21 protein-coding genes are annotated in these 23,571 nt (G+C 44.0%); 14 read left to right on the top strand and 7 right to left on the bottom strand.

From position 1 onward, the window contains the following. The first annotated feature begins 49 nt into the window (after window positions 1-49). The 3 genes from CIK98_RS04455 to CIK98_RS04465 all read left to right on the top strand — a co-directional run bounded on the left by CIK98_RS04455 (window position 50) and on the right by CIK98_RS04465 (window position 4,926). On the top strand, window positions 50-2,950 hold the full coding sequence (locus tag CIK98_RS04455) for a sugar-binding domain-containing protein (protein ID WP_094383080.1): 2,901 nt from the start codon (window positions 50-52) through the stop codon (window positions 2,948-2,950). A 115-nt stretch (window positions 2,951-3,065) separates the two neighbouring features. Next, window positions 3,066-3,893, top strand: coding sequence for a glycerol acyltransferase (locus CIK98_RS04460; RefSeq protein ID WP_094383081.1), 828 nt, complete (start codon window positions 3,066-3,068; stop codon window positions 3,891-3,893). A gap of 34 nt (window positions 3,894-3,927) precedes the next feature. Next, entirely contained in the window at window positions 3,928-4,926 is a 999-nt protein-coding gene (locus tag CIK98_RS04465) for a GNAT family N-acetyltransferase (protein ID WP_094383082.1), read from the top strand. A gap of 5 nt (window positions 4,927-4,931) precedes the next feature. Here the strand turns inward: CIK98_RS04465 and dgt are convergent, their stop codons facing one another. Then, on the bottom strand, window positions 4,932-6,269 hold the full coding sequence (gene dgt, locus CIK98_RS04470) for a dGTP triphosphohydrolase (protein WP_094383175.1): 1,338 nt from the start codon (window positions 6,267-6,269) through the stop codon (window positions 4,932-4,934). 133 nt (window positions 6,270-6,402) lie between these two features. Here dgt and dut point away from each other — a divergent pair, with 133 nt between their 5' ends. Genes dut through CIK98_RS04490 form a run of 4 tightly spaced genes read left to right on the top strand, consistent with a single transcriptional unit; the run spans window position 6,403 to window position 11,187 of the window. After that, a complete protein-coding gene (gene dut, locus CIK98_RS04475; protein ID WP_094383083.1) occupies window positions 6,403-6,837 on the top strand; it encodes a dUTP diphosphatase in 435 nt (144 codons plus the stop codon). Between the two features lie 50 nt (window positions 6,838-6,887). Further along, a complete protein-coding gene (locus CIK98_RS04480; protein ID WP_141210407.1) occupies window positions 6,888-8,675 on the top strand; it encodes a tetratricopeptide repeat protein in 1,788 nt (595 codons plus the stop codon). After that, window positions 8,672-9,520, top strand: a complete 849-nt coding sequence (locus CIK98_RS04485; protein ID WP_094383085.1) for a DUF4292 domain-containing protein — start codon at window positions 8,672-8,674, stop codon at window positions 9,518-9,520. Before CIK98_RS04480 ends, CIK98_RS04485 begins: the two co-directional genes overlap by 4 nt. A 23-nt stretch (window positions 9,521-9,543) precedes the next feature. Further along, the gene (locus CIK98_RS04490) at window positions 9,544-11,187 is read left to right on the top strand and encodes a peptidoglycan DD-metalloendopeptidase family protein (RefSeq protein ID WP_094383086.1); all 1,644 of its coding nucleotides are present in this window, start codon (window positions 9,544-9,546) and stop codon (window positions 11,185-11,187) included. Between the two features lie 5 nt (window positions 11,188-11,192). Here the strand turns inward: CIK98_RS04490 and CIK98_RS04495 are convergent, their stop codons facing one another. Next, a complete protein-coding gene (locus tag CIK98_RS04495) occupies window positions 11,193-12,263 on the bottom strand; it encodes a M20 family metallo-hydrolase (RefSeq protein ID WP_253249644.1) in 1,071 nt (356 codons plus the stop codon). 133 nt (window positions 12,264-12,396) lie between these two features. On the opposite strand from CIK98_RS04495, the gene CIK98_RS04500 reads away from it, so the two are divergent. Genes CIK98_RS04500 through CIK98_RS04510 form a run of 4 tightly spaced genes read left to right on the top strand, consistent with a single transcriptional unit; the run spans window position 12,397 to window position 16,054 of the window. Further along, window positions 12,397-14,205, top strand: a complete 1,809-nt coding sequence (locus tag CIK98_RS04500; RefSeq protein ID WP_094383087.1) for a long-chain fatty acid--CoA ligase — start codon at window positions 12,397-12,399, stop codon at window positions 14,203-14,205. A 39-nt stretch (window positions 14,206-14,244) separates the two neighbouring features. Then, on the top strand, window positions 14,245-15,366 hold the full coding sequence (gene prfB, locus CIK98_RS04505; protein WP_094383088.1) for a peptide chain release factor 2: 1,122 nt from the start codon (window positions 14,245-14,247) through the stop codon (window positions 15,364-15,366). A gap of 51 nt (window positions 15,367-15,417) precedes the next feature. Next, the gene (locus tag CIK98_RS17955; RefSeq protein ID WP_172409818.1) at window positions 15,418-15,567 is read left to right on the top strand and encodes a hypothetical protein; all 150 of its coding nucleotides are present in this window, start codon (window positions 15,418-15,420) and stop codon (window positions 15,565-15,567) included. Window positions 15,568-15,571: 4 nt separating this feature from the next. Then, a complete protein-coding gene (locus tag CIK98_RS04510) occupies window positions 15,572-16,054 on the top strand; it encodes a CYTH domain-containing protein (RefSeq protein WP_094383089.1) in 483 nt (160 codons plus the stop codon). 19 nt (window positions 16,055-16,073) lie between these two features. Here the strand turns inward: CIK98_RS04510 and CIK98_RS04515 are convergent, their stop codons facing one another. Beyond that, window positions 16,074-16,409 carry a VanZ family protein gene (locus CIK98_RS04515; protein ID WP_253249645.1) on the bottom strand — a complete coding sequence of 112 codons (336 nt, stop codon included), beginning with the start codon at window positions 16,407-16,409 and terminating at the stop codon, window positions 16,074-16,076. Between the two features lie 150 nt (window positions 16,410-16,559). On the opposite strand from CIK98_RS04515, the gene CIK98_RS04520 reads away from it, so the two are divergent. Together CIK98_RS04520 and CIK98_RS04525 are read left to right on the top strand one after the other, a co-directional pair. Continuing rightward, the gene (locus CIK98_RS04520) at window positions 16,560-17,921 is read left to right on the top strand and encodes a sodium-dependent transporter (RefSeq protein ID WP_094383091.1); all 1,362 of its coding nucleotides are present in this window, start codon (window positions 16,560-16,562) and stop codon (window positions 17,919-17,921) included. Window positions 17,922-17,952: 31 nt separating this feature from the next. Next, window positions 17,953-19,302, top strand: coding sequence for a sodium-dependent transporter (locus tag CIK98_RS04525; RefSeq protein ID WP_094383092.1), 1,350 nt, complete (start codon window positions 17,953-17,955; stop codon window positions 19,300-19,302). Window positions 19,303-19,352: 50 nt separating this feature from the next. Here the strand turns inward: CIK98_RS04525 and CIK98_RS04530 are convergent, their stop codons facing one another. The 4 genes from CIK98_RS04530 to efp form a co-directional block, all read right to left on the bottom strand. Beyond that, the gene (locus CIK98_RS04530) at window positions 19,353-20,552 is read right to left on the bottom strand and encodes an esterase (RefSeq protein WP_094383093.1); all 1,200 of its coding nucleotides are present in this window, start codon (window positions 20,550-20,552) and stop codon (window positions 19,353-19,355) included. 208 nt (window positions 20,553-20,760) lie between these two features. Then, entirely contained in the window at window positions 20,761-21,450 is a 690-nt protein-coding gene (radC, locus tag CIK98_RS04535) for a DNA repair protein RadC (protein WP_094383094.1), read from the bottom strand. A 15-nt stretch (window positions 21,451-21,465) separates the two neighbouring features. Beyond that, window positions 21,466-22,512: a glycosyltransferase family 2 protein gene (locus CIK98_RS04540; RefSeq protein ID WP_094383095.1), complete on the bottom strand. Its 1,047-nt coding sequence runs from the start codon at window positions 22,510-22,512 to the stop codon at window positions 21,466-21,468. Between the two features lie 113 nt (window positions 22,513-22,625). After that, window positions 22,626-23,192, bottom strand: coding sequence for an elongation factor P (gene efp, locus CIK98_RS04545; RefSeq protein ID WP_094383096.1), 567 nt, complete (start codon window positions 23,190-23,192; stop codon window positions 22,626-22,628). Between the two features lie 204 nt (window positions 23,193-23,396). On the opposite strand from efp, the gene rpmH reads away from it, so the two are divergent. Further along, on the top strand, window positions 23,397-23,552 hold the full coding sequence (gene rpmH / locus CIK98_RS04550; RefSeq protein ID WP_004336902.1) for a 50S ribosomal protein L34: 156 nt from the start codon (window positions 23,397-23,399) through the stop codon (window positions 23,550-23,552). The last annotated feature ends 19 nt before the right edge of the window (window positions 23,553-23,571 follow it).

The raw sequence follows: 23,571 nt of genomic DNA on the forward strand, positions 1-23,571 counted from the left end.
AAACTCCATCCTGCGGCTTTTTAACCTAAACCTAAATAAAAAACAAGCTATGAAAAGAGTATTATCCCTATCGTTGATTTTGTTGGTGTCGTTAGTAGTATTTGCTCAGTCATCGCGAATTTCTCTCGATGGATTGTGGCATTTCGCGCTTGATCCAGATTCCGTAGGACGTGAAAAAGGCTATGCCACAACCCAACTTACAGAAACCGTAATGTTGCCAGGTACAACAGACACCAATAAGAAAGGAATAAAGAATAATAACCAAAGCGAAACAACACATCTTACAAGACATTTTTCCTATTTCGGAAAAGCATGGTATCAGAGAAAAGTGAATATACCCACGGCATGGAAGAAGCAGCAGATAATGCTTTTCCTCGAAAGAACAAAGCCGACAATACTATTTATTGACGGTAAGGAAGTGGGAAGATGCGATGATATCTCAGTTCCTCAGGTTTATGATCTTACAGGTAAACTCACTTCCGGAATTCATACAATAACTCTTATGGTGGACAATGGAAACAGTGTGCCGAAGCAGTTGCTTGGAAGTTCTCATGCTTATACAGAGGACACCCAAACAAACTGGAATGGTATTATCGGAAAAATGTATCTTGAGGCATCAGAATCTCCTGTGGTTATCAGAAGCATAAAAACTCATACTATAGCATCAGAAAACAAAGTCCATGTTGAATTGACTATGTCTGGTAATCAAAAACAGAAGTTCGTTGTAAAATCAACAGTGTGCGGGAAGAATGCTATTTGTCCTCCTGTGGAACATGATGGTTATTCCAAAAAGGTAGTGAATGCTGACGGAACAATCACTCTGACATATACTGTTGAATTGGGTAAAAAGGCGATGAAATGGAGTGAATGGACACCAAACAATCTTTATACTTTGAAAGTGACAGTTGAGGCCAGCGGTAAGACTTGTGAGAAGGAAACAGTTTTTGGACTCTGTGACTTTAGGGCAAAAGAACATCATTTCACTGTAAACGGCAGGACTACTTTCCTCCGCGGCAAACACGATGCCTGTGTTTTCCCGACTACCGGACATGTAGCAATGGATTACGACGATTGGTATCGCTATCTGTCTATCTGCCGTCAATACGGCATTAACCATGTACGTTTTCATTCATGGTGTCCACCTGAAGCATGTTTCGATGCCGCCGATGAATTAGGCATTTATCTTCAGCCAGAACTACCTATCTGGGGTGGCTTTGACGAAAAAGACCTTTGGCTAACCAATTATCTGCGTGACGAGGGCAGAAAGATTATCGCTGCATACGGCAATCATCCTTCATTTGTCATGATGGGTCTTGGCAATGAATTGTGGGGTAGCACAGAACTAATGGCAGATTATGTAACTGATTTCCGAAGTCGTGATGATATTGGATATGGTTGTCGCCGTCTCTATACCTTTGGCTCAAATATGTATTTGGGATATAAAGGAGTGCTCGATGGAATGGATTATTTTACAACTTGTCGCATAGGTGGAGAAGCCTGGGGCGATTATAACACTCATGTACGTGGTTCTTTCTCATTCTGCGATGCCTTTGATGGCGGCCTTGTTAATCATGAATATCCAAATACTACCACCAATTTCGAAAAGGCAATCAATGGCACATCAGTACCCATTATAAGTCATGAAACAGGCCAGTTTCAGACATATCCTGATTTTGATGAAATAGATAAATACCGAGGTGTGTTATTCCCATATAATATGATGATTTTCAGAGATCGCCTTATGAAGGCTGGAATGGCCAGTCAGGCAAAGGATTTTCACACCGCTTCTGGTAAATGGTCTGTAGAATTGTACAAAGCAGACATAGAGATGGACCTACGAACAAAGAATATGGCAGGTTTCCAGCTTTTGGATATACAAGACTATCCGGGCCAAGGCTCTGCTTATGTAGGCATCTTGGATGCTTTTATGGATTCAAAGGATTTGGTAACACCAAGTCGTTGGCGAGAGTGGTGTAATGATGTGGTTCCTTTGGCTGAACTACCCCGCTTTACCTATTCTGAAGGTGATACCATAAGATGGAACACTCTTGTCGCAAGTTATACTGCAAATGAGGATGTATTAAAAGGAAAACCGATAAAATGGGAGATTTTTGATGCAGAAAGGACATTGAAAGCTCATGGAAGTGAAGTGTTGAGCTATACAGGTAATGGTGTCAGTCACGTTTCTTCCAATACATTTGTTGCAGCTCTTTCTGATTCAAATAAACCAGAACAATTAACCTTAGTTCTCTCAATAGACGGAACAGAGTATAAAAATACATATTCTTTATGGGTTTACCCTGCTGACACTGTTTCTGTATCCAATATTACCAAGAACATAATTACCACCGATACACTTTCTCCACACATATTAAAACAACTACAAGACGGAGCTAAGGTGTTGTTTATGCCTCGAAAGTCCATGTATGCTAACCAAACTGTAGGAGGGCTTGTTCAGACCGATTACTGGAATTATCGTATGTTCAAGACAATAAGCGAGAACAATAAAAAACCAGTCTCTCCCGGCACGTTAGGATTGCTTGTCAACGATTTGTCTCATCCTATCTTCATTAATTTCCCGACACAGATGCATAGCAATTGGCAATGGGCATCAATAGTACATGAAAGCCGTCCTCTTATTATGGACACTATGCGTGAAGGATATCGTCCTTTAGTACAAGTTATTGACAATGTAGAGCGTAATCACCGCCTTGGACTATTATTTGAGTTTATGGTAGGAAAAGGTAAGATTGTCGTGTGTATGAGCGACCTTAGTAAACAACAACAATATCCAGAGTGTAAGCAACTCTATAATTCGATACTTCAATATATGAATAGCGACCGGTTCGTTCCTAAGGATACTCTTCCAGCTTCTTCGTTACAATCACTTTTTGAGTCGGAACATAGTAGCAGGAAAGTTCAAGAATTGCGAAATATTTCGTATGATTAACGGTTATTGTTGCTTTATTGTTACATTTTTGTTGTTTTTTGTATTTTTCTGTGGCAAAAATTTTATTTATTCAGATAAATGTTATACTTTTGCACAGAATTGAAAAATTGAGTGAATGGAAACGATCAATAAGGAAACCATAAACATCGACAAAATCCTGCAAGACAAGATGGGCGGCAAGGCAAAGTTCGTACCGCGCCCTCTTGTTTCATGGCTAAAGAAAATACTCCATCAGGATGAGGTGAACAGATATCTTTGGGAAAGCAGACATCTTTCAGGTACTGAATGGTTGGAAGAGTGCGTAAGGTATCTTGACATGAGTATAGAGCTTGTTGGGGAGGAAAATCTTCCTGACAAGAATGATGGAAAACTATATACTTTTGTTAGTAATCATCCGCTCGGAGGGGAAGATGGTGTTGCATTAGGAGCAATTATTGGCCGTCGTTATGACGGTCGTTTCCGTTATCTCGTAAACGATATACTGATGAATCTGCCAGGTTTGGCTCCTGTGTGTATACCTATAAACAAGACTGGAAACCAGAGCCGTAATTTCCCCGCAATGGTAGAGGCTGGTTTTAAGAGTGATAATCACATGCTAATGTTTCCTGCAGGCATATGCTCGAGGCGCCGTGATAATGAAATAAGAGACATTGAATGGAAGAAGACTTTTATCACAAAAAGTGTAGAGTACCAGCGCGATATTGTGCCAATTCATTTTGGAGGGCAGAATTCAGATTTCTTCTATCGCTTGGCAAACTTTTCCGACAAGTATGTGAAGAAAGTGAATATCGCAATGCTCTTCCTTGTGGATGAAATGTATAAAAATGCACATAAGCACTTTAGGGTAGCTTTTGGAAAACCTATTCCATGGCAAACCTTTGACAAGAGCCGGACGCCGGCACAGTGGGCACAGTATGTTCAAGACATAGTATATAAACTATAGAAAAAACGAATTTTCAACTCCAAAGCAAATAGAAATGGAACAAGAGATTATCAAACCGGTGGATAAGGAACTGTTAAAAAAAGAACTTACTCCCGAACGCCAACTCCGAATGACTAATAAAAGCCATAACGAGATCTATATTGTTGATGTACATAATGCACCAAATGTCTTACAAGAAATAGGTAGACTCAGGGAAATCGTCTTTCGTGAGGCTGGCGGTGGTACAGGTAAGCCTGTAGATCTTGATGAGTTTGACACTTGTGAGAACTGTTACAAACAATTGATAGTTTGGAATCCGGAAGAAGAGGAAATCATTGGTGGTTATAGATATCTTTTGGGAAGTGATGTAGAGTTTGACTCCAATGGCCAGCCTATTCTTGCCACAAGCCACATGTTTTATTTCTCCGAAAAGTTTATTAAGGACTATCTGCCTTGGACCATTGAACTAGGAAGAAGCTTTGTGTCGTTGGAGTACCAGAATACTAATAAAAATGGTTCAAAGAGCCTCTTTGCTCTTGATAATCTATGGGACGGCCTTGGTGCTTTGACTGTTATCCAGCCTGATGTGAAATATTTCTTCGGAAAGATGACAATGTATCCTTCTTATATCCGTAAGGGACGCGATATGATACTTTATTTCCTCAAGAAGCATTTTGATGACAAGGAAAGGCTTATTGTACCGATGAAACCGCTGGTTATTGAGGCTGACCCTAATGATTTAGAGAAGCTGTTCTGTGAGGAATCATTTAAGGAAGACTATCGTATACTGAACCGTGAGATACGCAAGCTTGGATATAATATTCCACCTCTTGTGAATGCATACATGAGTCTTAGTCCTACAATGAAACTTTTCGGTACGGCGATAAACTATGGCTTTGGCGATGTGGAAGAAACTGGTATCCTGATTGCGGTCGACGAGATTCTTGAGCAGAAACGTGTGCGGCATATTGACTCTTTTATCAAGGAACATCCAGAGGCCTTAAAGATAACAAGCGGGGCAAATAAGGTAATTTATAAGGATAAAAGTGAATAGAGGGGTCAGACAATAGGTAGACTTATGCCGTTGATCTTCTGATATACGTCAAGGGCATAAACATCAGTCATGCCGCTGATGTAGTCGATTACGGCCATCACCCTTGTCTCAAGGTCTGGTGAGTCAATTTCGTATTGGTTGCTCACTCGGCAAATGAGTTGTTTGGACAGGAAACGGTCAGGGTGCACCACTGCCTCAATCATTTGTTCCATCAGTGTGTTCATAATCTTATAACCAGCCAGTTCAACGTCAAGCACGGGCTTGCTGTGGTATATTTTTTTCCACGACATGTCCATGCATTGTTTGTATGCTTCTCTCTGTCGTGGATTGATAGCATCTATCAGTGAGCCTTGGAAAGTTCCGCTTAGAATGGACTCCTCGTTGTTGATAAATGCCTGGGCACACTCTTGCTCCAATATGCCAATTGCGCAGGCTCTCATGTAAACAATCTGCTCGTTAAGGTCGGTTATGTTCTCGTCAATAATCCTTTTTTCTATTCCATCTTGTGTCTTTTCGTCAAAGAACGACAGCAATAGTCTCTTGGTTTCTTCGTATGATAATATTTTCAGCTTATGAGAGTCTTCAATGTCCATTATCTCATAGCAAATGTCATCGGCAGCTTCTACAAGGTAAACCAGCGGATGTCGTGAGTATTTTAGTGGTTCTCCTTCTTCCGACAATCTGATTAGTCCAATGTCGTCCGCAATGCGCTTGAAAAGGTCCTTTTCAGAATTGAAAAAACCGAATTTGCCCTTCCCGCCTGAATATGCCGAAGAGTATGGATATTTTACTATAGCTGCCAATGTAGAGTAGGTCATTACGAAACCACCTTGCCTACGGCCCTTGTAACGATGTGCCAATAGGCGGAATGCGTTGGCGTTTCCTTCAAAATGTGTGATGTCGTTCCATAAATCCTCGCTCACCATGTCTTTGAGGAAGTTACCGGCTCCTTCGGTAAAGAAAGTCTGGATAGCTTTCTCACCGGAATGTCCGAAAGGGGGATTGCCCATATCATGGGCAAGACATGCAGTAGCCACTATCTGCCCTATCTCTTCAAATAAAGTTCCCCGCAGTTCCGGATGTTTCCGTGTGATGGCTCGTGCCACGTCACACCCTAACGACATTCCCACGCTTGCCACCTCTAAGCTGTGTGTCAACCTATTGTGGACGAAGATGCTTCCCGGCAGGGGGAATACTTGGGTCTTGTTCTGAAGACGTCTGAATGGGGCGGAAAAAATCAGACGGTCGTAGTCTCTTTTAAACTCCGTCCGCTCGTCTTGGCGTTGTGGATGGAAATGCTCCTGTCCAAGCCTTTTATTCGTAATAAGTTGCTTCCAATTCATCATACAAGTGCAAAAGTAGCTTTTTTTTATTAAAAAAACCACTTTTTATGAACAAAAATTATGTTTTTTGGATTTAAATAACTAAATTTGCGCCATTATAAGCGAATACTTAGAAAAAAGATGCATTATAATCATGGAAATTAAAGTTATAAACAAGGGCCGGCAGCCATTACCCGAATACGCCACTCCACTCAGTGCCGGATTGGATCTGAGGGCGAATATAAATGTGCCTGTCACTTTGCATCCAATGGAACGCAGGCTAATAGGGACAGGGCTATATATGGCTCTTCCTCCAGGGTTTGAGGCTCAAGTGAGGCCGCGTAGCGGATTGGCACTAAAACATGGTATCACAGTGCTTAACACCCCTGGCACTATTGATGCTGACTATCGGGGCGAGATAAAGGTTCTATTGGTAAATTTGTCAAACGAGCCTTTTGTCATCAACGAAGGCGAGAGAATAGCTCAAATGGTAGTGGCAAAACATGAACAAGCTGACTTTACACTTGTCTCGGAACTCGATGAGACTGAGCGTGGTGATGGCGGATATGGACATACAGGTGTGAAATAATGTTCTGCCAAAGTGTTACATGTATCAGACAATGTCAATAAATATATAAATTGAACTTTAGATTGTTTTTCATTCCATCGTATAGAAACATCGCGCTTGGAGCGATTGTGGTTCTTGCAGGTCTAAAAATGCTTGCAGGCGATATGTCATATGCTTACGTGCAAAAGACAGATAACGAATGCGTCATGGGTATGGGTCCAGATACTACTGCCATATATGACAGGTTGTTCCTTGACGCCGTCTTGGCACGCCAGAAAGGAAACGACACCGAGGCATTTGAACTGTTTAGGAGTTGTACGGAAATAAACCCGAAGGCAGCGGAAGCCCAATTCTATCTTGCGCAGTATTATCTGAATCTTAACGACAAGGTCAAAGCAATGGCTTGTTTCAGGAATGCCGCGACATTAGAACCCGATAATAGCACCTTCACAGAGACTTTGGCAAAGATGTATGTCTCGTCGGCACATTACAAGGATGCAATAGATGTATATGAGAAACTGTTTGCGGCCGACGACTCACGTATAGATGTGCTCGACATGTTGTTCAGACTCTACCAGATAGAAAATAATCTTGATATGGCATTGCAGACACTTGAACGCATGGAAGTGCTCGAAGATAAGAATGAGCAGCTCACACTCGCAAAAATTGAGATACTTACATCACAAGGCAAGAAAGAGATCGCTATCTCTGAGACAAAACAGCTCGCAGAGCGTTATCCTGGCGACCTGAACTATAAGGGACTATATGGCGACATACTATTACAGAACGACGAGGATGAGGCCGCCTTGAAGGTGTTTAACGAAATCCTTACAGAAGAACCCAACAATAATAGGGCTCAATTGTCGCTAAGGTCATATTTCATGAAGCATCAAGCATTGGAAAAGGCTGACAGCATGACAATGCGCATATTGTTAAACAAGAACACTTCGGCGGAAGATCGTGAATATATGTTGCGACAACTCATATCCGAGGAAGGCAATGGCAATGTTGACAGCATTAAGATACTGGCTTCGTTTAACGCCATACAGCAGTCGGAATGCCGCTCGCCTGAAACGGGATTGTTACAGGCGGCATATATGTCGATGAAAAATATGGCAAAAGATTCAGTCGCAAGGGTGCTTGAGGACGTTCTCGCCATTGCTCCCGATAATGCCTCCGCCAGCTTGCAACTCATAGGACAGGCTTGGGAAGCTGACGACATGGACCGCGTGCTGAAACTTGCTACCAGTTCAAGCCAGTATAATCCAGAAGAGATGGCGTTTTACTATTTTGAAGGTATGGCGCTGTTTAGGAAAGATGACAATGACGGAGCATTGAATGCGTTTCGCAAGGGCGTCTCGGTGATAACAGATAAAAGCAATCCCGATATAGTGTCAGATTTCTACTCTGTCATGGGTGACCTTTATTACCAAAAAGGCATGCAACATGAGGCATACGCTGCATATGATTCCTGTCTGCAGTGGAAACCGGATAATATGGGTTGTCTTAACAACTATGCCTATTACCTTAGCGAGACAGGCGGTGACCTTGAGAAAGCTGAGGCCATGAGCTACAAGACAGTGAAGGCTGAACCCAAAAATGCCACATACCTTGATACCTATGCATGGGTGCTCTTCGGCTTAGGGCGTTACACGGAAGCAAAGGTGTATATAGAACAAGCTCTTCAGAACGATACGGAATCATCAAGTCATGTGCTCTTCGAACATGCCGGCGATATATGTATACATGCCGGATATACAGATAAGGCTCTGGAATACTGGAAAGAGGCTTTGAAACTAAATCCAGGTGACAAAACATTACATAAAAAGATAAAACATAAAAAATATTTTAGACAATGAGAATCTCCAGCTTCTTAAAGGTAGCCGTTGTGGCTATGCCGATGGCGCTCGCGTCATGTAAATCAACCAAGAACGTTGTGACAGAACCAAAACCTGTCACACAGGAAATGTTGCAGACAAAGGAAATACTGCAAAAAGTTAATGAGAACTCGCAGAATTCAAAGTTTATCACTTCTAAAATCAGATTCCAGGTGCAGATAGGTAATCAAGACCTTTCGCTTACAGGTAACCTTAAGATGAAACGAGACGATGTCATTCGTCTGCAGCTTATGGCTTTCGGATTTGTGGAGGCTGCGCGATTGGAATTCACCAAGGACTATGTGCTTCTCATGGACCGTATCAACAAACAATATCTGAGAGCTTCTTACGAACAGGTAGACTTCCTGCGCAACAGCGGACTGAATTTCTATTCGCTTCAGGCCTTGTTCTGGAACGAACTCTTCCAACCAGGTCAGGCACAACTTAACAACGAACTTCTCGAGAAGTTCCAGACAAATATTGGCGGCGACGATGTCATCATTTCCATGGGAGAGGGCAACATGAACTATAAGTGGCTTGCAAACCAGAGCGATGGCAAAATACGTATGGCAAATATTCTCTACAAGGATAGGATACATGGAAATAGCCAGCTCAACTGGGACTATTCAGATTTCAAGACATTTGATGTCAAGTCATTCCCGATGGAAAATAAAATAATCTTCACCTCTAACAACAAAGAAGTGAAGATAAACATGACATTAAACTATGTAGGCACAGACTCTGATTGGGAAACAAGAACATCGATATCAAGCAAATATAAGGAAGTTTCAGTCGATGACATCCTACGACGCCTTATGTCACTTTGATGTATCAGACCTGAATTAAGAAGATGAGAAAATTTCACATATTCTTGATATTGTTTGCGCTGGTGATTGCATCGCCGGCGCAAACCAGGAAAACCACGTCGTCTAAGAAGACACAAACAACATCGCAAAAGAAAGCAACATCTCAAAAGAAAACAACATCACGAAAGAAAACTTCGTCAAAGAAAACATCAAAGAAAAGCTCTGCCGATGACGTGGCAACTCCTTCTATCAAGGGACTCAAAAACGAGCGCGAACAGATAAAAAAGCAGATTGCAGCACAAAAGCAAAAGCTACGCAACAACGAGCGTGATGTAAAAAAGCGTTTGCAGAATCTTATGGTCATCAATACCGAGATAGCTGACAAACGAAAAACCATCGACACCATACGCCGCGACATAAATATACTCGATGGAAACATTGGAGTACTTGGAGATCAGCTTGTGCAACTTGAAAAGGAACTTAACGACCGTAAGACTAAGTTTGTGAAGTCAATGCGTTATATGCATCGTAATCGTTCCGTGCAGAACCAGCTGATGTTTATCTTTTCAGCAAAGAATTTCTCGCAGATGTACCGACGTATGAGGTTCATGCGCGAGTATGCCTCATACCAGCGCGTACAGGGCGAGATGGTTAAGGCCAAACAAGCCGAGCTTACAAAGAAGCAACAGGAACTGGCTTCTGCGAAGAAAGAGAAAAACACCTTATTATATAAAGGTGAGCAGGAACGTCGCACATTGGAGTCAAAACAGGAAGAACAACAAAGTGTGGTGACTTCGTTGCAGAAGGAACAGAAAACCATCAAGGGCATTATAGACAAACAGATGCAGCGCGATAAAGCCTTAAACGCTGAGATAGACCGACTTGTAGCTATTGAGGTGGAGAAAGCCCGTCAGCGTGCCATTGCAGAGGCAAAACGCAAGGCTGAAGCTGCCCGAAAGGCGGCTGAGGCGGAAAGGAAACGTAAGGAGGAGGAATTGGCACGCAAAAAGGCTGCCGCTGAGGCCGCAGCGCGGGAAAACGCACGCCGAATAGCACTGGCAAAGGAACGTGAAGAGAGACTGAAACGTGAGGCTGAGGCTGCATCGAAGAAAACCGAAGAGGAAAGAAAACTCGCCGAGGATGCTGCACGGGAGGCTAAACGTGTCCGAGAGGAGACTGAACGCAGGGCTGCGGAAGATGAAAGGCGACATGAACGCGAAGTAGCTGAGGCAAAGAAGGCAAAGGAAGAAGCTCCAAAGATGACCATGGCCTCAGAAGATTTGCGTATCAGTGGTAGCTTTGAAAGCAACCGCGGACGTCTGCCCATGCCTGTTGCAGGTAATTATCGTATAGTGAGCCATTTCGGACAATATAATGTCGATGGACTTAAAAACGTGCGTCTTGACAATAAGGGTATCAACATCCTTGGTTCGCCGGGGGCCGTTGTGAGAAGCATATATGATGGTGAGGTAAGTGCAGTGTTCAGTCTTGGAGGTACAACGGGTGTCATGGTACGACACGGAAGTTATATCTCTGTATATTGCAACCTAGGGTCAGTGAGTGTAAGAAAGGGACAAAAAGTGTCAACACGTCAAGCTCTTGGTACCGTAGGGCGTGATAATATACTCCAGTTCCAGCTTCGTCGTGAACGCTCAAAACTCAATCCTGAGTCGTGGCTTGGAAGATAACTCCTTTATCCCCTTAATATTTCTACATATTTGTATATGGCGTCAGATATCTCGCTCAGGCAGATGTATTCCTCGGCAGTATGAGAGCGAGAGGAGTTGCCTGGGCCGAGTTTCATCGATAGCCATGGCATAAGGGCTTGGTCGCTGAGCGTGGGCGAACCAAATGGTTTCATGCCCATTTCGAGACATTTCTGTACAAGCGGATGATCGATGGGTATTGATGACGATGACAGGCGGAACGAACGTGCCTTCAGCTCGCTCTTCAGATGTTTTTGCAGATAGGCAAACAGAAACTCGTTTCGGTAGCGCTCGTTGGTGCGCACATCGATGGTGAACTCACATGTGTCGGGTATCACGTTGTGTTGTGTACCAGCGTGTGCAACCGTTACTGTCATTTTGGTGTCGCCCAAAAGCGGACTCTTATTACGAAATTTGTGGTTTCTTATCCATTCTATGTCGTCTATTGCAATATATATGGCGTTCAAACCCTCGTTACGAGCCGCATGTCCCGACTTGCCATGAGCCACTGCGTCTATCACCATCAGTCCTTTCTCCGCAATGGCGGGTTGCATAGACGTTGGTTCTCCAACTATAGCCACGTCAATCTTCGGCAGCAAGGGAATAACCCTACTTATGCCGTCTTTCCCCGACACTTCTTCCTCTGCCGAAGCCAAGTATACAAGGTTGTATGGTGAGTTCAGGTCTTTCAAGATCCTGAAAGCCTGGAGAAGCGAGACGAGCCCGCCACCACAGTCGTTGCTACCCAAACCAAATAGCTTATCATCCTCTATTGCAGGTGTGAATGGGTCGTGCTGCCATGATGAAGCTGGTTTCACGGTGTCTATATGTGCATTGAGAAGCAGTGTGGGCTTGTTGTTGTCAAAGGGTTCGTGCATGCTCCAGATGTTGTTACCCTCACGATGAGTCGTAAGCCCCTTTCCTATCATGAATGCCTCAAGCTTGTCAGCAGCCTTTGCCTCTTCACGACTTATTGAAGGTATAGTAATAAGCTCCTTAAGCAGTCCTACCGCTTCGGAAACCATAATTTCTATTGTTGGATAATTGTCCTCTGTCATATTTATAAATAGGTTTGTCTGTTTATTTGCTGCAAAAATAGTAAAAATAGTGGAGAATATGTAATTTTTCGACTATTTTCTTTGCGTTTTGCCATAAATAATGTACTTTTGCATCAATTAAAACAATATAGTGATGAAAATAAACAGTCATCTTTCGGTATTGGTCCACGACCAAGCCAAAAATTACGGCGACCGTGAAGCCCTTATTTATCAAGACTTCGGAAGCGAGCAGTGGAAAAGTCACTCTTGGAACGATTTCTCACACAATGTCAAGGTAGTGTCAAACGCAATGCTAAACATTGGTGTGAGAGTACAGGAAAATATTGGAGTTTTTTCACAAAATTGTCCACAGTACCTTTTCTGTGATTATGGTGCGTGGGGAATACGTGCCGTTACTATACCATTCTATGCCACTAGCAGCGAGCAGCAAATACAGTATATCATAAACGACTCGAAGATACGTTTTCTCTTCGTTGGCGAGCAGGAACAGTATGAAAAGGCCCATAGGGTACTCGCTCTATGTCCAACACTTCAGCGCATTATCGTCTTTGACAAGAATGTGAAACTTAAACCCCTTGACCCTAATACATTGTATTTTGACGATTTTTTTAAACTTGGAGAAGGGTTACCGCGTCAGAGTGAAGTTGAACAGAGATGTAAGGAAGCAACGTTTGACGACATTGCCAACATCCTTTACACCAGTGGAACCACAGGCGAGAGTAAAGGAGTAATACTTACAGTTGGGCAGTATCATGCTGCCTTGGAGGCAAATCAGAAATGTGTTAATGTGAATGAAGATGACCGTGTGCTTAATTTCCTTCCCTTTGCGCATATTTTCGAAAAGGCATGGGCCGTGCTTTCTGTTACTGTCGGTGCGCGTCTGATTGTCAATAACGACCCGAAACGTGTACAACAATCTATGCGCGAAACCAATCCGACTTGTATGTCCGCAGTGCCACGTTTCTGGGAAAAAGTGTATGCGGGAGTGAATGAGAAGATTGAAAAGGCAGGCTCGTTGCAAAAAAGAATATTCAAGAATGCACTTGCTGTTGGCCGTAAATACAATATAGAGTACCTTAGCCACGGCAAGCGCCCACCATTGCCTTTGAGGTTGAAATATGACGTGATAAACAAAATACTTTTCGCTAAGGTTCGAAAGGAGTTGGGACTTATCCATCCTAATATTTTCCCTACGGCAGGAGCCGCAATATCCAGTCACGTGGAGGAATTTGTACATTCCATCGGCATAAACATGATATCAGGATATGGTCTTACAGAGAGTCTTGCCACCGTGTCGTGTAACCATCTTGACAAACCATATTCCGTAGGTTCTGTGGGATATGTTATCGACGGACTCGACGTTAAGATTTCTGAAGACGGGGAGGTGCTGCTTAAAGGCCCCACCATCTTCAAGGGATATTACAACCGAGAGGATATCACTGCCGCCTCTTTTACTCCTGACGGGTATTTCAAGACGGGCGATGCCGGTTACATGAAGAAAGGCGAACTCTTCCTTACGGAACGTATTAAAGACCTTTTCAAGACTTCAAATGGAAAGTACATTGCACCACAGATGATTGAGACAAGGCTGATGGTTGACAAATTTATTGATCAGATTGCCGTCATTGCCGACGAAAGGAAGTTTGTTTCCGCGCTCATTGTGCCAGAATACAGGATTCTTGAGGAATGGGCAAATGCCAATGGTATAGAATATGCTTCAATGGCAGAACTGTGTTCAGACAAGCGTGTGATAGACATGCTTAAGGAACGTATTGACACTCTTCAGCAACAGTTGGCTTATTATGAGCAGGTGAAGAAGTTTACACTGCTGCCTGAACCGTTTTCTATGGAAAAAGGTGAACTTACCAACACCCTGAAACTCAAGCGGCGTGTGGTAAACGAGCACTATAGGAAAGAGATAGACCGAATGTACGAGGAATGATTATTTTTACAAACAACCATCCAATAGTATTATAGCATAATGATTACACAAGATCAATTGAAAGATGTCGTGGAGCGCACAGAGTCGCTCTATAGGTATCTCGAGATAGACAAGAAGAAGATAGAATTTGAAGAAGAAGACCTTCGCACCCAAGCTCCCGATTTCTGGGACGACCCGAAACGCGCCGAGGAACAGATGAAGAAGGTAAAAACAATAAAAAAGTGGCTTGACGGCTATAAGGAGGTGAAGACTCTTGCCGACGAGCTTGAGTTGGCCTTTGACTTCTATAAGGACGAGATGGTCACTGAGGAAGAGGTAGATGAAGACTACCAAAAAGCTATCAAGGCCATTGAGGATCTTGAACTCATGAACATGTTGAGGCAGAAGGAAGACCCGATGGACTGTGTGATGAAAATCAACAGCGGAGCTGGAGGTACCGAGAGTCAGGACTGGGCTTCGATGCTTATGCGTATGTATCAGCGTTGGGCTGAGGCTCATGGGCATAAGGTCACTATTAGCAACCTTCAGGATGGTGATGAGGCTGGCATCAAGAGTGTCACTATGGAGATTGAGGGTGGTGAATATGCATACGGTTATCTGAAGAGTGAGAATGGTGTTCACCGTTTGGTGCGTGTTTCACCATTCAATGCGCAAGGTAAGCGAATGACAAGCTTTGCCAGCGTGTTCGTCTCGCCACTTGTTGACGATACTATCGAGGTGTATGTCGACCCGTCAAAGGTGAGCTGGGACTTGTTCCGAAGTGGAGGAGCTGGCGGACAGAACGTAAACAAGGTGGAAACTGGTGTGAGACTCAGGTATCAATATGTTGATCCCGATACTGGTGAGGAAGAAGAGATTCTCATCGAGAACACAGAGAGTCGCAAACAGCTTGAAAACCGAAACAACGCCATGCGACTGCTGAAGTCACAGCTCTACGATCGAGCTATGAAGAAACGTCTTGAGGCACAGGCGAAGATTGAGGCTGGAAAGAAAAAGATAGAGTGGGGTAGTCAGATACGTAGTTACGTGTTTGACGACCGAAGGGTGAAAGACCACCGTACCAATTACCAGACCACAGATGTCGATGGCGTTATGGATGGTAAGATAGATGGTTTCATCAAGGCTTATCTTATGGAGTTCCCAGTTAATGAAGAAGAGTAAGTATACATCATTAGACATTAGAATAATAATAACTTAAAACTTAATATCATTATGAGCAAGAACAAAAAAGATCAGGCACGCCGTGCTGCTTATCAGGCACGACAGGAAAAGGAAGGCAAGAGGGTTGTAAACTGGATCTTTGGAATCCTCGTGGCACTCGCATTGTGCTTTATTGCCTATTCCGTTTATATTGTAATGTAACAAGATGAGCGGACTCGAAATCGAAAGAAAATTTCTCGTCGCCAACGATAGTTATAAGTCGTTGGCGACTTCGTCTGCACACATCAAGCAGGGATACATCTGTAGTGAGCGTGGTAGGACGGTGCGTGTGAGGCTTCGCGACAGCAAAGCCTTTCTCACCATCAAGGGACCTTCTCTCGATGGTGGGCTTAGCCGTTATGAGTTTGAAAAGGAAATCACTCCCGACGAGGCAGAACATCTCTTTCTCCTTTGCGAGCGAGGCATTATAGATAAGCGTCGATACCTTGTGCCCTCAGGGCCGCATATGTTTGAAGTGGACGAGTTCTATGGCGACAATGCGGGTCTTGTGGTTGCTGAAGTGGAGTTGTCGTCTGTCGATGAAACCTTCGAAAAACCCAGTTTCATCGGGAAAGAAGTGACTGGCGACCGCAGATATTACAATTCCCAACTCTCACAACGGCCGTATGTAATGTGGAGAGAGGAGTGAGAAATGTGTTGGGGGAAACTTAAATTTTTCCTCGGTTGTATGAGTATACGAAACCGATAATGGCAGCAAGGGCCACTCCTAAACTGTTGGCGGCAAGGTCAAGCCAGTCTCCGCTACGGCAGCCACCTGTACAGTATTCCTGTAGTAACTCAATTATTCCGCTTGTAACTATTGGGGCTGCAATGGCCATGATTGCCATTTTCTTCATGTCAACCTTTGTGTGATTTATAAGATATTCTACCCAAATTACTATGCCAGTAAATCCATACATCACGATGTGTGTCCACTTGTCAATGAATGGAATATCTCCCATTGGAGTCTCAGGGACGTTCATAAATGAAAGAAAAAATATCATAGCCCAACAAGCTAATGAAACTGGGTATTTCCTTGGGCTAAAACTTAAAAATCTTACAAATTGTATCTGTTTTTGCATATTTCTTTATGTTTTGAGTGCAAAATTAAGAAATTATTTATACTTTTGCAAGCAAATTAAAGAAAAATATTAATGGCACAGTTAGAAAGAGCAAATTTTGGAAGCAAATTAGGTATTATACTTGCAACGGCGGGTTCAGCGGTTGGCCTTGGCAATGTATGGCGTTTCCCATATATGGCAGGTGAGAATGGAGGAGCCGTGTTTATCATTCTTTATGTCATTTGTGTATTGTTGCTTGGTCTTCCATGTATGATAAGTGAATTTATTATCGGTCGGCATGCAAGGTCAAATACTGCGCGGGCATATAGAAAGATGTCTAATGGGGGACCTTGGACTGTTATTGGATATCTAAGTGTTCTGACCGGCTTTCTGATTACGGGCTATTATGCTGTAGTGTCCGGATGGTGTCTTCAGTATATCTATGCATCTTTATTAGGTCGTCTTCATGGTGATCCACAATATATAAGGCAGTATTTTTCCACATTTTCCACCGATGCTTGGAAACCTGTTCTTTGGACAGTGATCATTCTTGTCATGACACATGTAATCGTTCGCCACGGCATTCGAGATGGTATAGAACGTGCCTCGAAAATGCTCATGCCTACGCTGTTTATCCTTCTCCTTGTCATTGTGGTGGCCTCATGTCTTTTGCCAGGTGCTGGAGCAGGCATCGAGTTTCTTTTCAACCCCGATTTCTCCAAGCTTACTCCCGACGTGTTTCTTGGAGCCCTTGGTCAGTCATTCTATTCCCTTAGCATTGGTATGGGTTGCATTTGCACTTTTGCTTCGTACTACAGTCGACATACCAATCTTTCCAATACTGCCATTCAGATAGGCATCATTGATTCTGTTGTGGCAGTGCTTGCCGGTTTGATGATATTTCCGGCAGCTTTCAGTGTTGGCGTAAGTCCCGACTCGGGTCCTTCGCTCATCTTTATCACTCTTCCCAATGTTTTCAACCAGGCATTTTCTACCATGCCCATAGTGGGATATGTTGTGGCATTAATGTTCTATTCGCTGCTGTCTTTGGCAGCTCTTACTTCGCTCATCTCCCTACATGAAGTAAGCACAGCTTTTTTTCAGGAGGAGCTACATGTCACCCGTAACATGGCGGCTCTTATTGTTACCGTGAGTTGTTGTCTGATGGGCACTTTCTGTTCTCTGTCACTTGGTGGCGTGGAGAGTCTTTCGTTTCTCGGAAAGACGTTGTTTGATATTTTCGATTTTGTTACCGGACAGGTGTTTCTTCCATTGTGTGGTTTCTTCACATGTCTGTTTGTAGGCTGGTTTATGCCTCATAAGGTGGTTAGGGACGAGTTCACCAACAATGGCACACTTCGCGGACGTTTCTTTTCCGTATATTTGTTTTTCATAAAATATGTTTGTCCGTTGTTCATTCTCTTAATCTTTATGCACCAGTTTGGGGTGATATGAGTGAGGAGTGAGAATAGTAAAAGTATATATTATGCGCGATAGTTTTGGTTCAAAAATTGGTCTTGTCTTGGCTACGGCTGGTTCTGCTGTCGGTCTTGGCAATGTGTGGCGTTTCCCGTTTATGGCTGGTCAGAATGGTGGTGCCGCATTTATTATCATCTATATTTTTTTCATTGTCATACTCGGTGTGCCTGGTATGGTGAGCGAATTTATTGTGGGGCGTCATGCAGGAACCAATGCCGCTCGTGCTTATTCTCGTCTGTCAACTGGTCGTCAGTGGAAACATGTAGGAGTTATGGGCATTGTCACTTCTACCATCATTTTGGGTTTCTATGCTGTAGTGGCAGGTTGGTGTCTCAATTACCTCTTTGTATCCATTGGAGGTGATATAGGGGGCGATGCGTCGTCAGTTAGGCAGTATTTCGTTCAGTTCTCTTCAAGTCCTGTTAGTCCAGTCCTGTGGGGATTGACGTTTATAGTCCTCACCCATCTTGTAATTGTTCGTGGCATACGCAGTGGCATTGAGAAGTTCTCAAAGCTGATGATGCCTACAATGTTTGTTCTCTTGATTGTACTTGTGGTAGCCTCTTGCATGCTTCCAGGCTCTATGAAAGGAGTGACGTTTCTTCTCAACCCCAACTTCTCTAAGGTTGACGGTCATGTGTTCCTTGCCGCCCTTGGTCAGGCATTTTTTTCACTTAGTCTTGGTACAGCATGCCTTTGTACCTATTCATCATATTTCAGCCGTAGCACCAATCTTGTCCGTTCAGCTGTTCAGATAGCATTCATTGATACATTGGTTGCCATTCTTGCCGGTCTGATGATATTTCCAGCCGCATTTAGTGTGGGTATTAATCCTGACTCTGGCCCGTCGCTCATTTTCATCACCCTTCCTTGTGTGTTTCATGAAGCCTTTGCCGGCATGCCGGTTTTAGGTTATGTCACGTCAATCTTGTTTTATGCGCTATTGTCGTTGGCTGCTCTTACGTCCACCATTTCCATGCATGAGATAGGTACTGCCTTTTTTCATGAGGAATTGAATAAGTCGAGAAAGACAGCGGCATGCTATGTGTCTGCCTTAGCCGCCGTCATCTGCATCGTCAGTTCTTTTTCGGTGGGTTATATGCCAGGATTGCAATTGTTTGGGATGAGTATGATGGACTGTTTTGATAAGCTTACCGCCCAACTGCTTCTGCCTTTGGGCGGTTTCCTCACTTGCATATATATAGGTTGGTTTGCCTCCTTCCCTCGTGTATACGAAGAGTTCACCAACGATTCCACCGTCAACCGTTCTCTTTTCCGTGTATATCTCTTCCTTGTTCGCTATGTCTGTCCTACATTCATTTTAGCCATTTTTCTCGACCAGTTTGGGCTGTTGTGAGAGGGTTGAAGGAAGAGATATCACTTAATGAGGGAAAGTTGAGTTTGTTATCAAAACAGCAGGGGCAGGTATTCTGTGAGGTATATTCTCCAGTTGCGCCAGATGTGTCCGCCGTCGTTCTCGTAGTAAGTGAAGGGATAGTTTTTCTCTGTGAGCTTTTTCCTGAAATCAACGTTGTCCTTGTAAAGGAAGTCGGTATTGCCAATGCCAATCCAGAAGAGATGTGGCTTTGAGGCGAAGAGGTTGGCAAGTTTCTTGTCGAGGTCGTTATAGATATACTCGTTTTCGCCGCCTGACTGCTGTTTGCCTATGGCAGCCGAGAAAAGTCCGACATATCCGAAAGTATTTGGATTGTTTATAGATATGTAAAGTGAGTGGAACCCTCCCATTGATAGTCCGGCAATGGCACGATGGTCTCTGTCGGCAAGAGTGCGGTAGCGTGAGTCTACAAATTTCACTACGTCGGGGAATGATACCTCGAATGAGCCTTCCATGGTCTTTGGAAGTCCTAAAGCGGGGACGATGAATCCTTCTGACGTCTGGCCGGGAGCTGCCTCTTGAGATATGTTTCCGTTTGTCATTACCACAATCATTGGCTTGGCCTTCCCCTGTGCTATGAGGTTGTCGAGAATCTGCGATGCCCTTCCAAGGTCCATCCATGCCTCTTCGTCGCCACCAATGCCGTGAAGCAGGTATAATACAGGATATTTCTCCATGCTTGTTTCATATCCGGCTGGAGTATATATTGTCATGCGTCGTGTCAGTCCAGCCTTCTTGTCTTCATACCACACTTTCGACACGGTCCCGTGGTTTACTTTGTTCACCTTGTAAAGTTCAGCCCTTTCGCCTCCCACTATAAAGATGTTTGAGATATTGGCAATGTCGCGCACGGTGTAAACGTTTAGCCTGTCGTTCACTGTTGCTCCGTCCACCAGCATGTTGTATGTATACAGTTCAGGCTTCAGTGGAGTGGCTGTAGTGAAAGTCCATACTCCGTCGGCTCCTTTTACGAGGTCAGCCGTTCCTGGTGCGTCATATTTGCCCATTGGCGTGTCGATGGTCTTGGTGGGCAGGAAATCGCCTGTTATTTGTACTTTCTGTGCCTCAGGAGCCACACATCTGAATGTCACGGTATTGTCTTTGTTGATTTCCGGCGATACCGGCATTTTCCCTCCAAACAGGGCCTGCTGTGCCATGGCGTTAGTACCCGCGATGCACAGTGCGATTAATACATGATAAAGTTTTCTCATAAAAGTGTCATTTGGTTCTGTTGTTCAATAATTTTTGTTTATTCCGCGCAAAGATAGTGAAAATACACAAAATACGCAACCTTGTGTAACACAACCTTGTGTATTTTGTGTATTTTTAACGTAGTCGGTAGTTTATCTTTAAATAATGTAGAGTGTAGAGTCCTAACGACATCTGTCTGAAATCTATAAATAAATGAGAGAAGAATGCCTACAGCTTTCCTTCTTCGTGGTAGGAGTAGTATCGGCCGTCGGTGATGATGAGATGGTCGAGGAAGAAGATGCGCATGAGCTTTGAGGCTTCTTTTATGCGTTGGGTTAGACGGTCGTCGTCGCCGCTGGGACGCGGATTGTTGCTCGGATGGTTGTGACAAAGGGCAAGTACAGTGGCATTGGAAAGCAGTGCTTGCTTCATGATTACACGCACGTCGACGGCTGTCTCGCTTATTCCTCCGTGGGAGATGCGCAATTTCTTTATGAGCCGGAAGTTCTGGTTCATGAGCAGAATCCAGGCTTCCTCCACGTCGAGGTCCTGCATGATCGGATGCATGTGCTCGTAGATGGCCATGGCAGAGCTTAGGTCTGGACGTTCTTCCGCCTTTTCCAGTTGCCGGCGCTTGCCAAACTCGCAGGCTGCAAGTATGGTAATGGCCTTTGCTGGTCCCACGCCTTTGTATTCACACAATTCGGCAATGGTTTTCTTTCCGAGTGTGTTTAGGTTGTTGTTGCAGTCGCCTAACAGGCGTTTCATAAGTGCCACTGCACTTTCCTCTTGCGATCCGGAGCCAATGAGGATGGCGAGCAATTCTGCGTTGCTGAGGGCTTCTGCCCCCAGGCGTTCGAGTTTTTCCCGGGGCATGTCAGCCTCATCCCAGTCTTTTATGGTAAGTCGTCTTTCCATGTGTCTGTCTTATAATTATTCGTAGAACGACTTTTCGAAAGCCTGGAATATGTCTTTTTTCAGCACACAGCGTTTCCACCATGCCTCTATGAATCCAAATCCGTAGCCCATAAGTTGCACGAAGGCTGCTCCAATGGAGATGAATCCGATGGGCAGTGAGCGGTTTATTATGGCGGAGTGGGTGAAGATGAGCAGTGAGTAAAGTATGATGGGGGCTAACGATGCAATCACGAACCAGTACCAAGAGTAGAAGTGTTCGGGATTGCCGTATACCATCATGATTCGTCCGAAGCATGCCATAAGGAATAGTAGGATGACTCCTACGGTGAATACCATTGGCAGCATATGTACCAGCTTTAGAGAGTCGGGGTATAGCTTATAAAGGTTTATTCTCGCTATTCCGCTGTTGTACACCTGTCGGAAGAACTTCTTCATGTCGGTGCGTCTTTTGTGCCACACCCATGCATCGGGAAACAGGCGGCAGTGGTATCCGGCCTTGAATATACGTATAGAGAAGTCTATGTCTTCTCCGAATCGCATTTTCGAGAATCCTCCGAGGCGGAGGTATACATCACGTCTGATGCCCATGTTGAACGAGCGCGGATAGAATTTGTCGAGTTTCTTTTTGCCTCCCCTAATGCCGCCGGTGGTGAAAAAGCTCGTCATGGAGTAGTTGATGGCTTTTTGCGTTTCGCTGAATGACTCGTGAGCCTGGTCTGGTCCTCCGAAAGCGTCGCAAGGTTTTTTGCGCAGCTCGTCGTCCACGGCCTTCAAGTAGTTTTCAGGCAGTACCACATCGGAGTCGAGTACAATGAGGTATTCTCCCTTTGCCCGTTCTGCTCCATAGTTTCTGCTTTGTCCAGGTCCAGAGTTTTTCTTTGCAAAATATTTTAGGTCGAGTTTCCCGTGATATTTATCACATACGTCTTTGCATGTTTTTTCCGAGCCGTCTTCCACGACCACTACCTCAAAGTCTCTCACTGTCTGCTGGCAGAGGCTCTCAAGTAGCTCGTCGACTTCGTCGGGACGGTTGAATACAGGGACAATGATGGAGTAGGTCATAGTATATAAATGAAGAATGAAGAATGAAGAATGAAGAGTGAAGAATGGGCTACGCACAGTCTGCGTTTATCTTATTCTTCACTCTTCATTCTTCATTTTTCATTTTTAATATTTTATTCCTTTACTCTTTGGAGATAGCTTCCGTCACGAGTGTCAACCTGAATGAGGTCGCCTTCGTTGATGAAGAGAGGAACGCGTATTTCAACACCTGTTTCCAGTGTGGCAGGCTTTGTGGCATTGGTAGCGGTGTCACCTTTCAGTCCTGGTTCGCTATGTGTAACGCGGAGGTAAGTTTTTACAGGCATTTCTGCATAGAGGATAGTGCCGTCGGTGGTATCGGTTACAACTTCCACGATGTCGCTTTCCTTCATGAACTCGTGTCCGATAACGAGGTCGTTGGCAATAGGAATCTGCTCAAAAGTCTCCTGATTCATGAAGATACGTCCTGTAGCATCCTCATAGAGATACTGGTATGGGCGACGCTCAATGATTACATCTTCCAGTTTGAATCCAACCTGGAATGTACGGTCGAGTACGCGTCCGTCGGTCACGTTCTTCAGTTTGGTGTTCATTACGGTGTTACCTTTACCTGGCTTTCTGTGCTGGAAATCGATGCAAACCCAGATGCCGCCATCCATACGGATTGCTGTTCCTTTCTTAATGTCTTGTGAATTAATCATATACTTTATATAACTATTATATTTTGAATTTACGGTCCAAAATTACGCATTTTTTGCGTTTTCGGGTGCAAAGTTACTGATTTTCTCGAAAAAAACATAAAAGTTTTAGCTAAAATTCATTTATTTCTTGGTTATTTCGAAAATTATGAGTACTTTTGCAGCCCAAAAGGATAGAAATAACAAAAAATTAAATAGTTTATAGCAATGAAAAGAACATTTCAGCCACACAACAGAAGAAGAGTGAACAAGCACGGCTTCCGCGAGAGAATGGCTACAAAGAACGGACGTCGAGTATTGGCTTCTCGTCGTGCCAAGGGCCGTAAGAAGTTAACCGTTTCTGACGAGCATCACGGAAAGTAATTTCCCTTTATCCGTCAGA

It is taken from the genome of Prevotella sp. P2-180, assembly GCF_002251435.1.
GTDB lineage: Bacteria > Bacteroidota > Bacteroidia > Bacteroidales > Bacteroidaceae > Prevotella.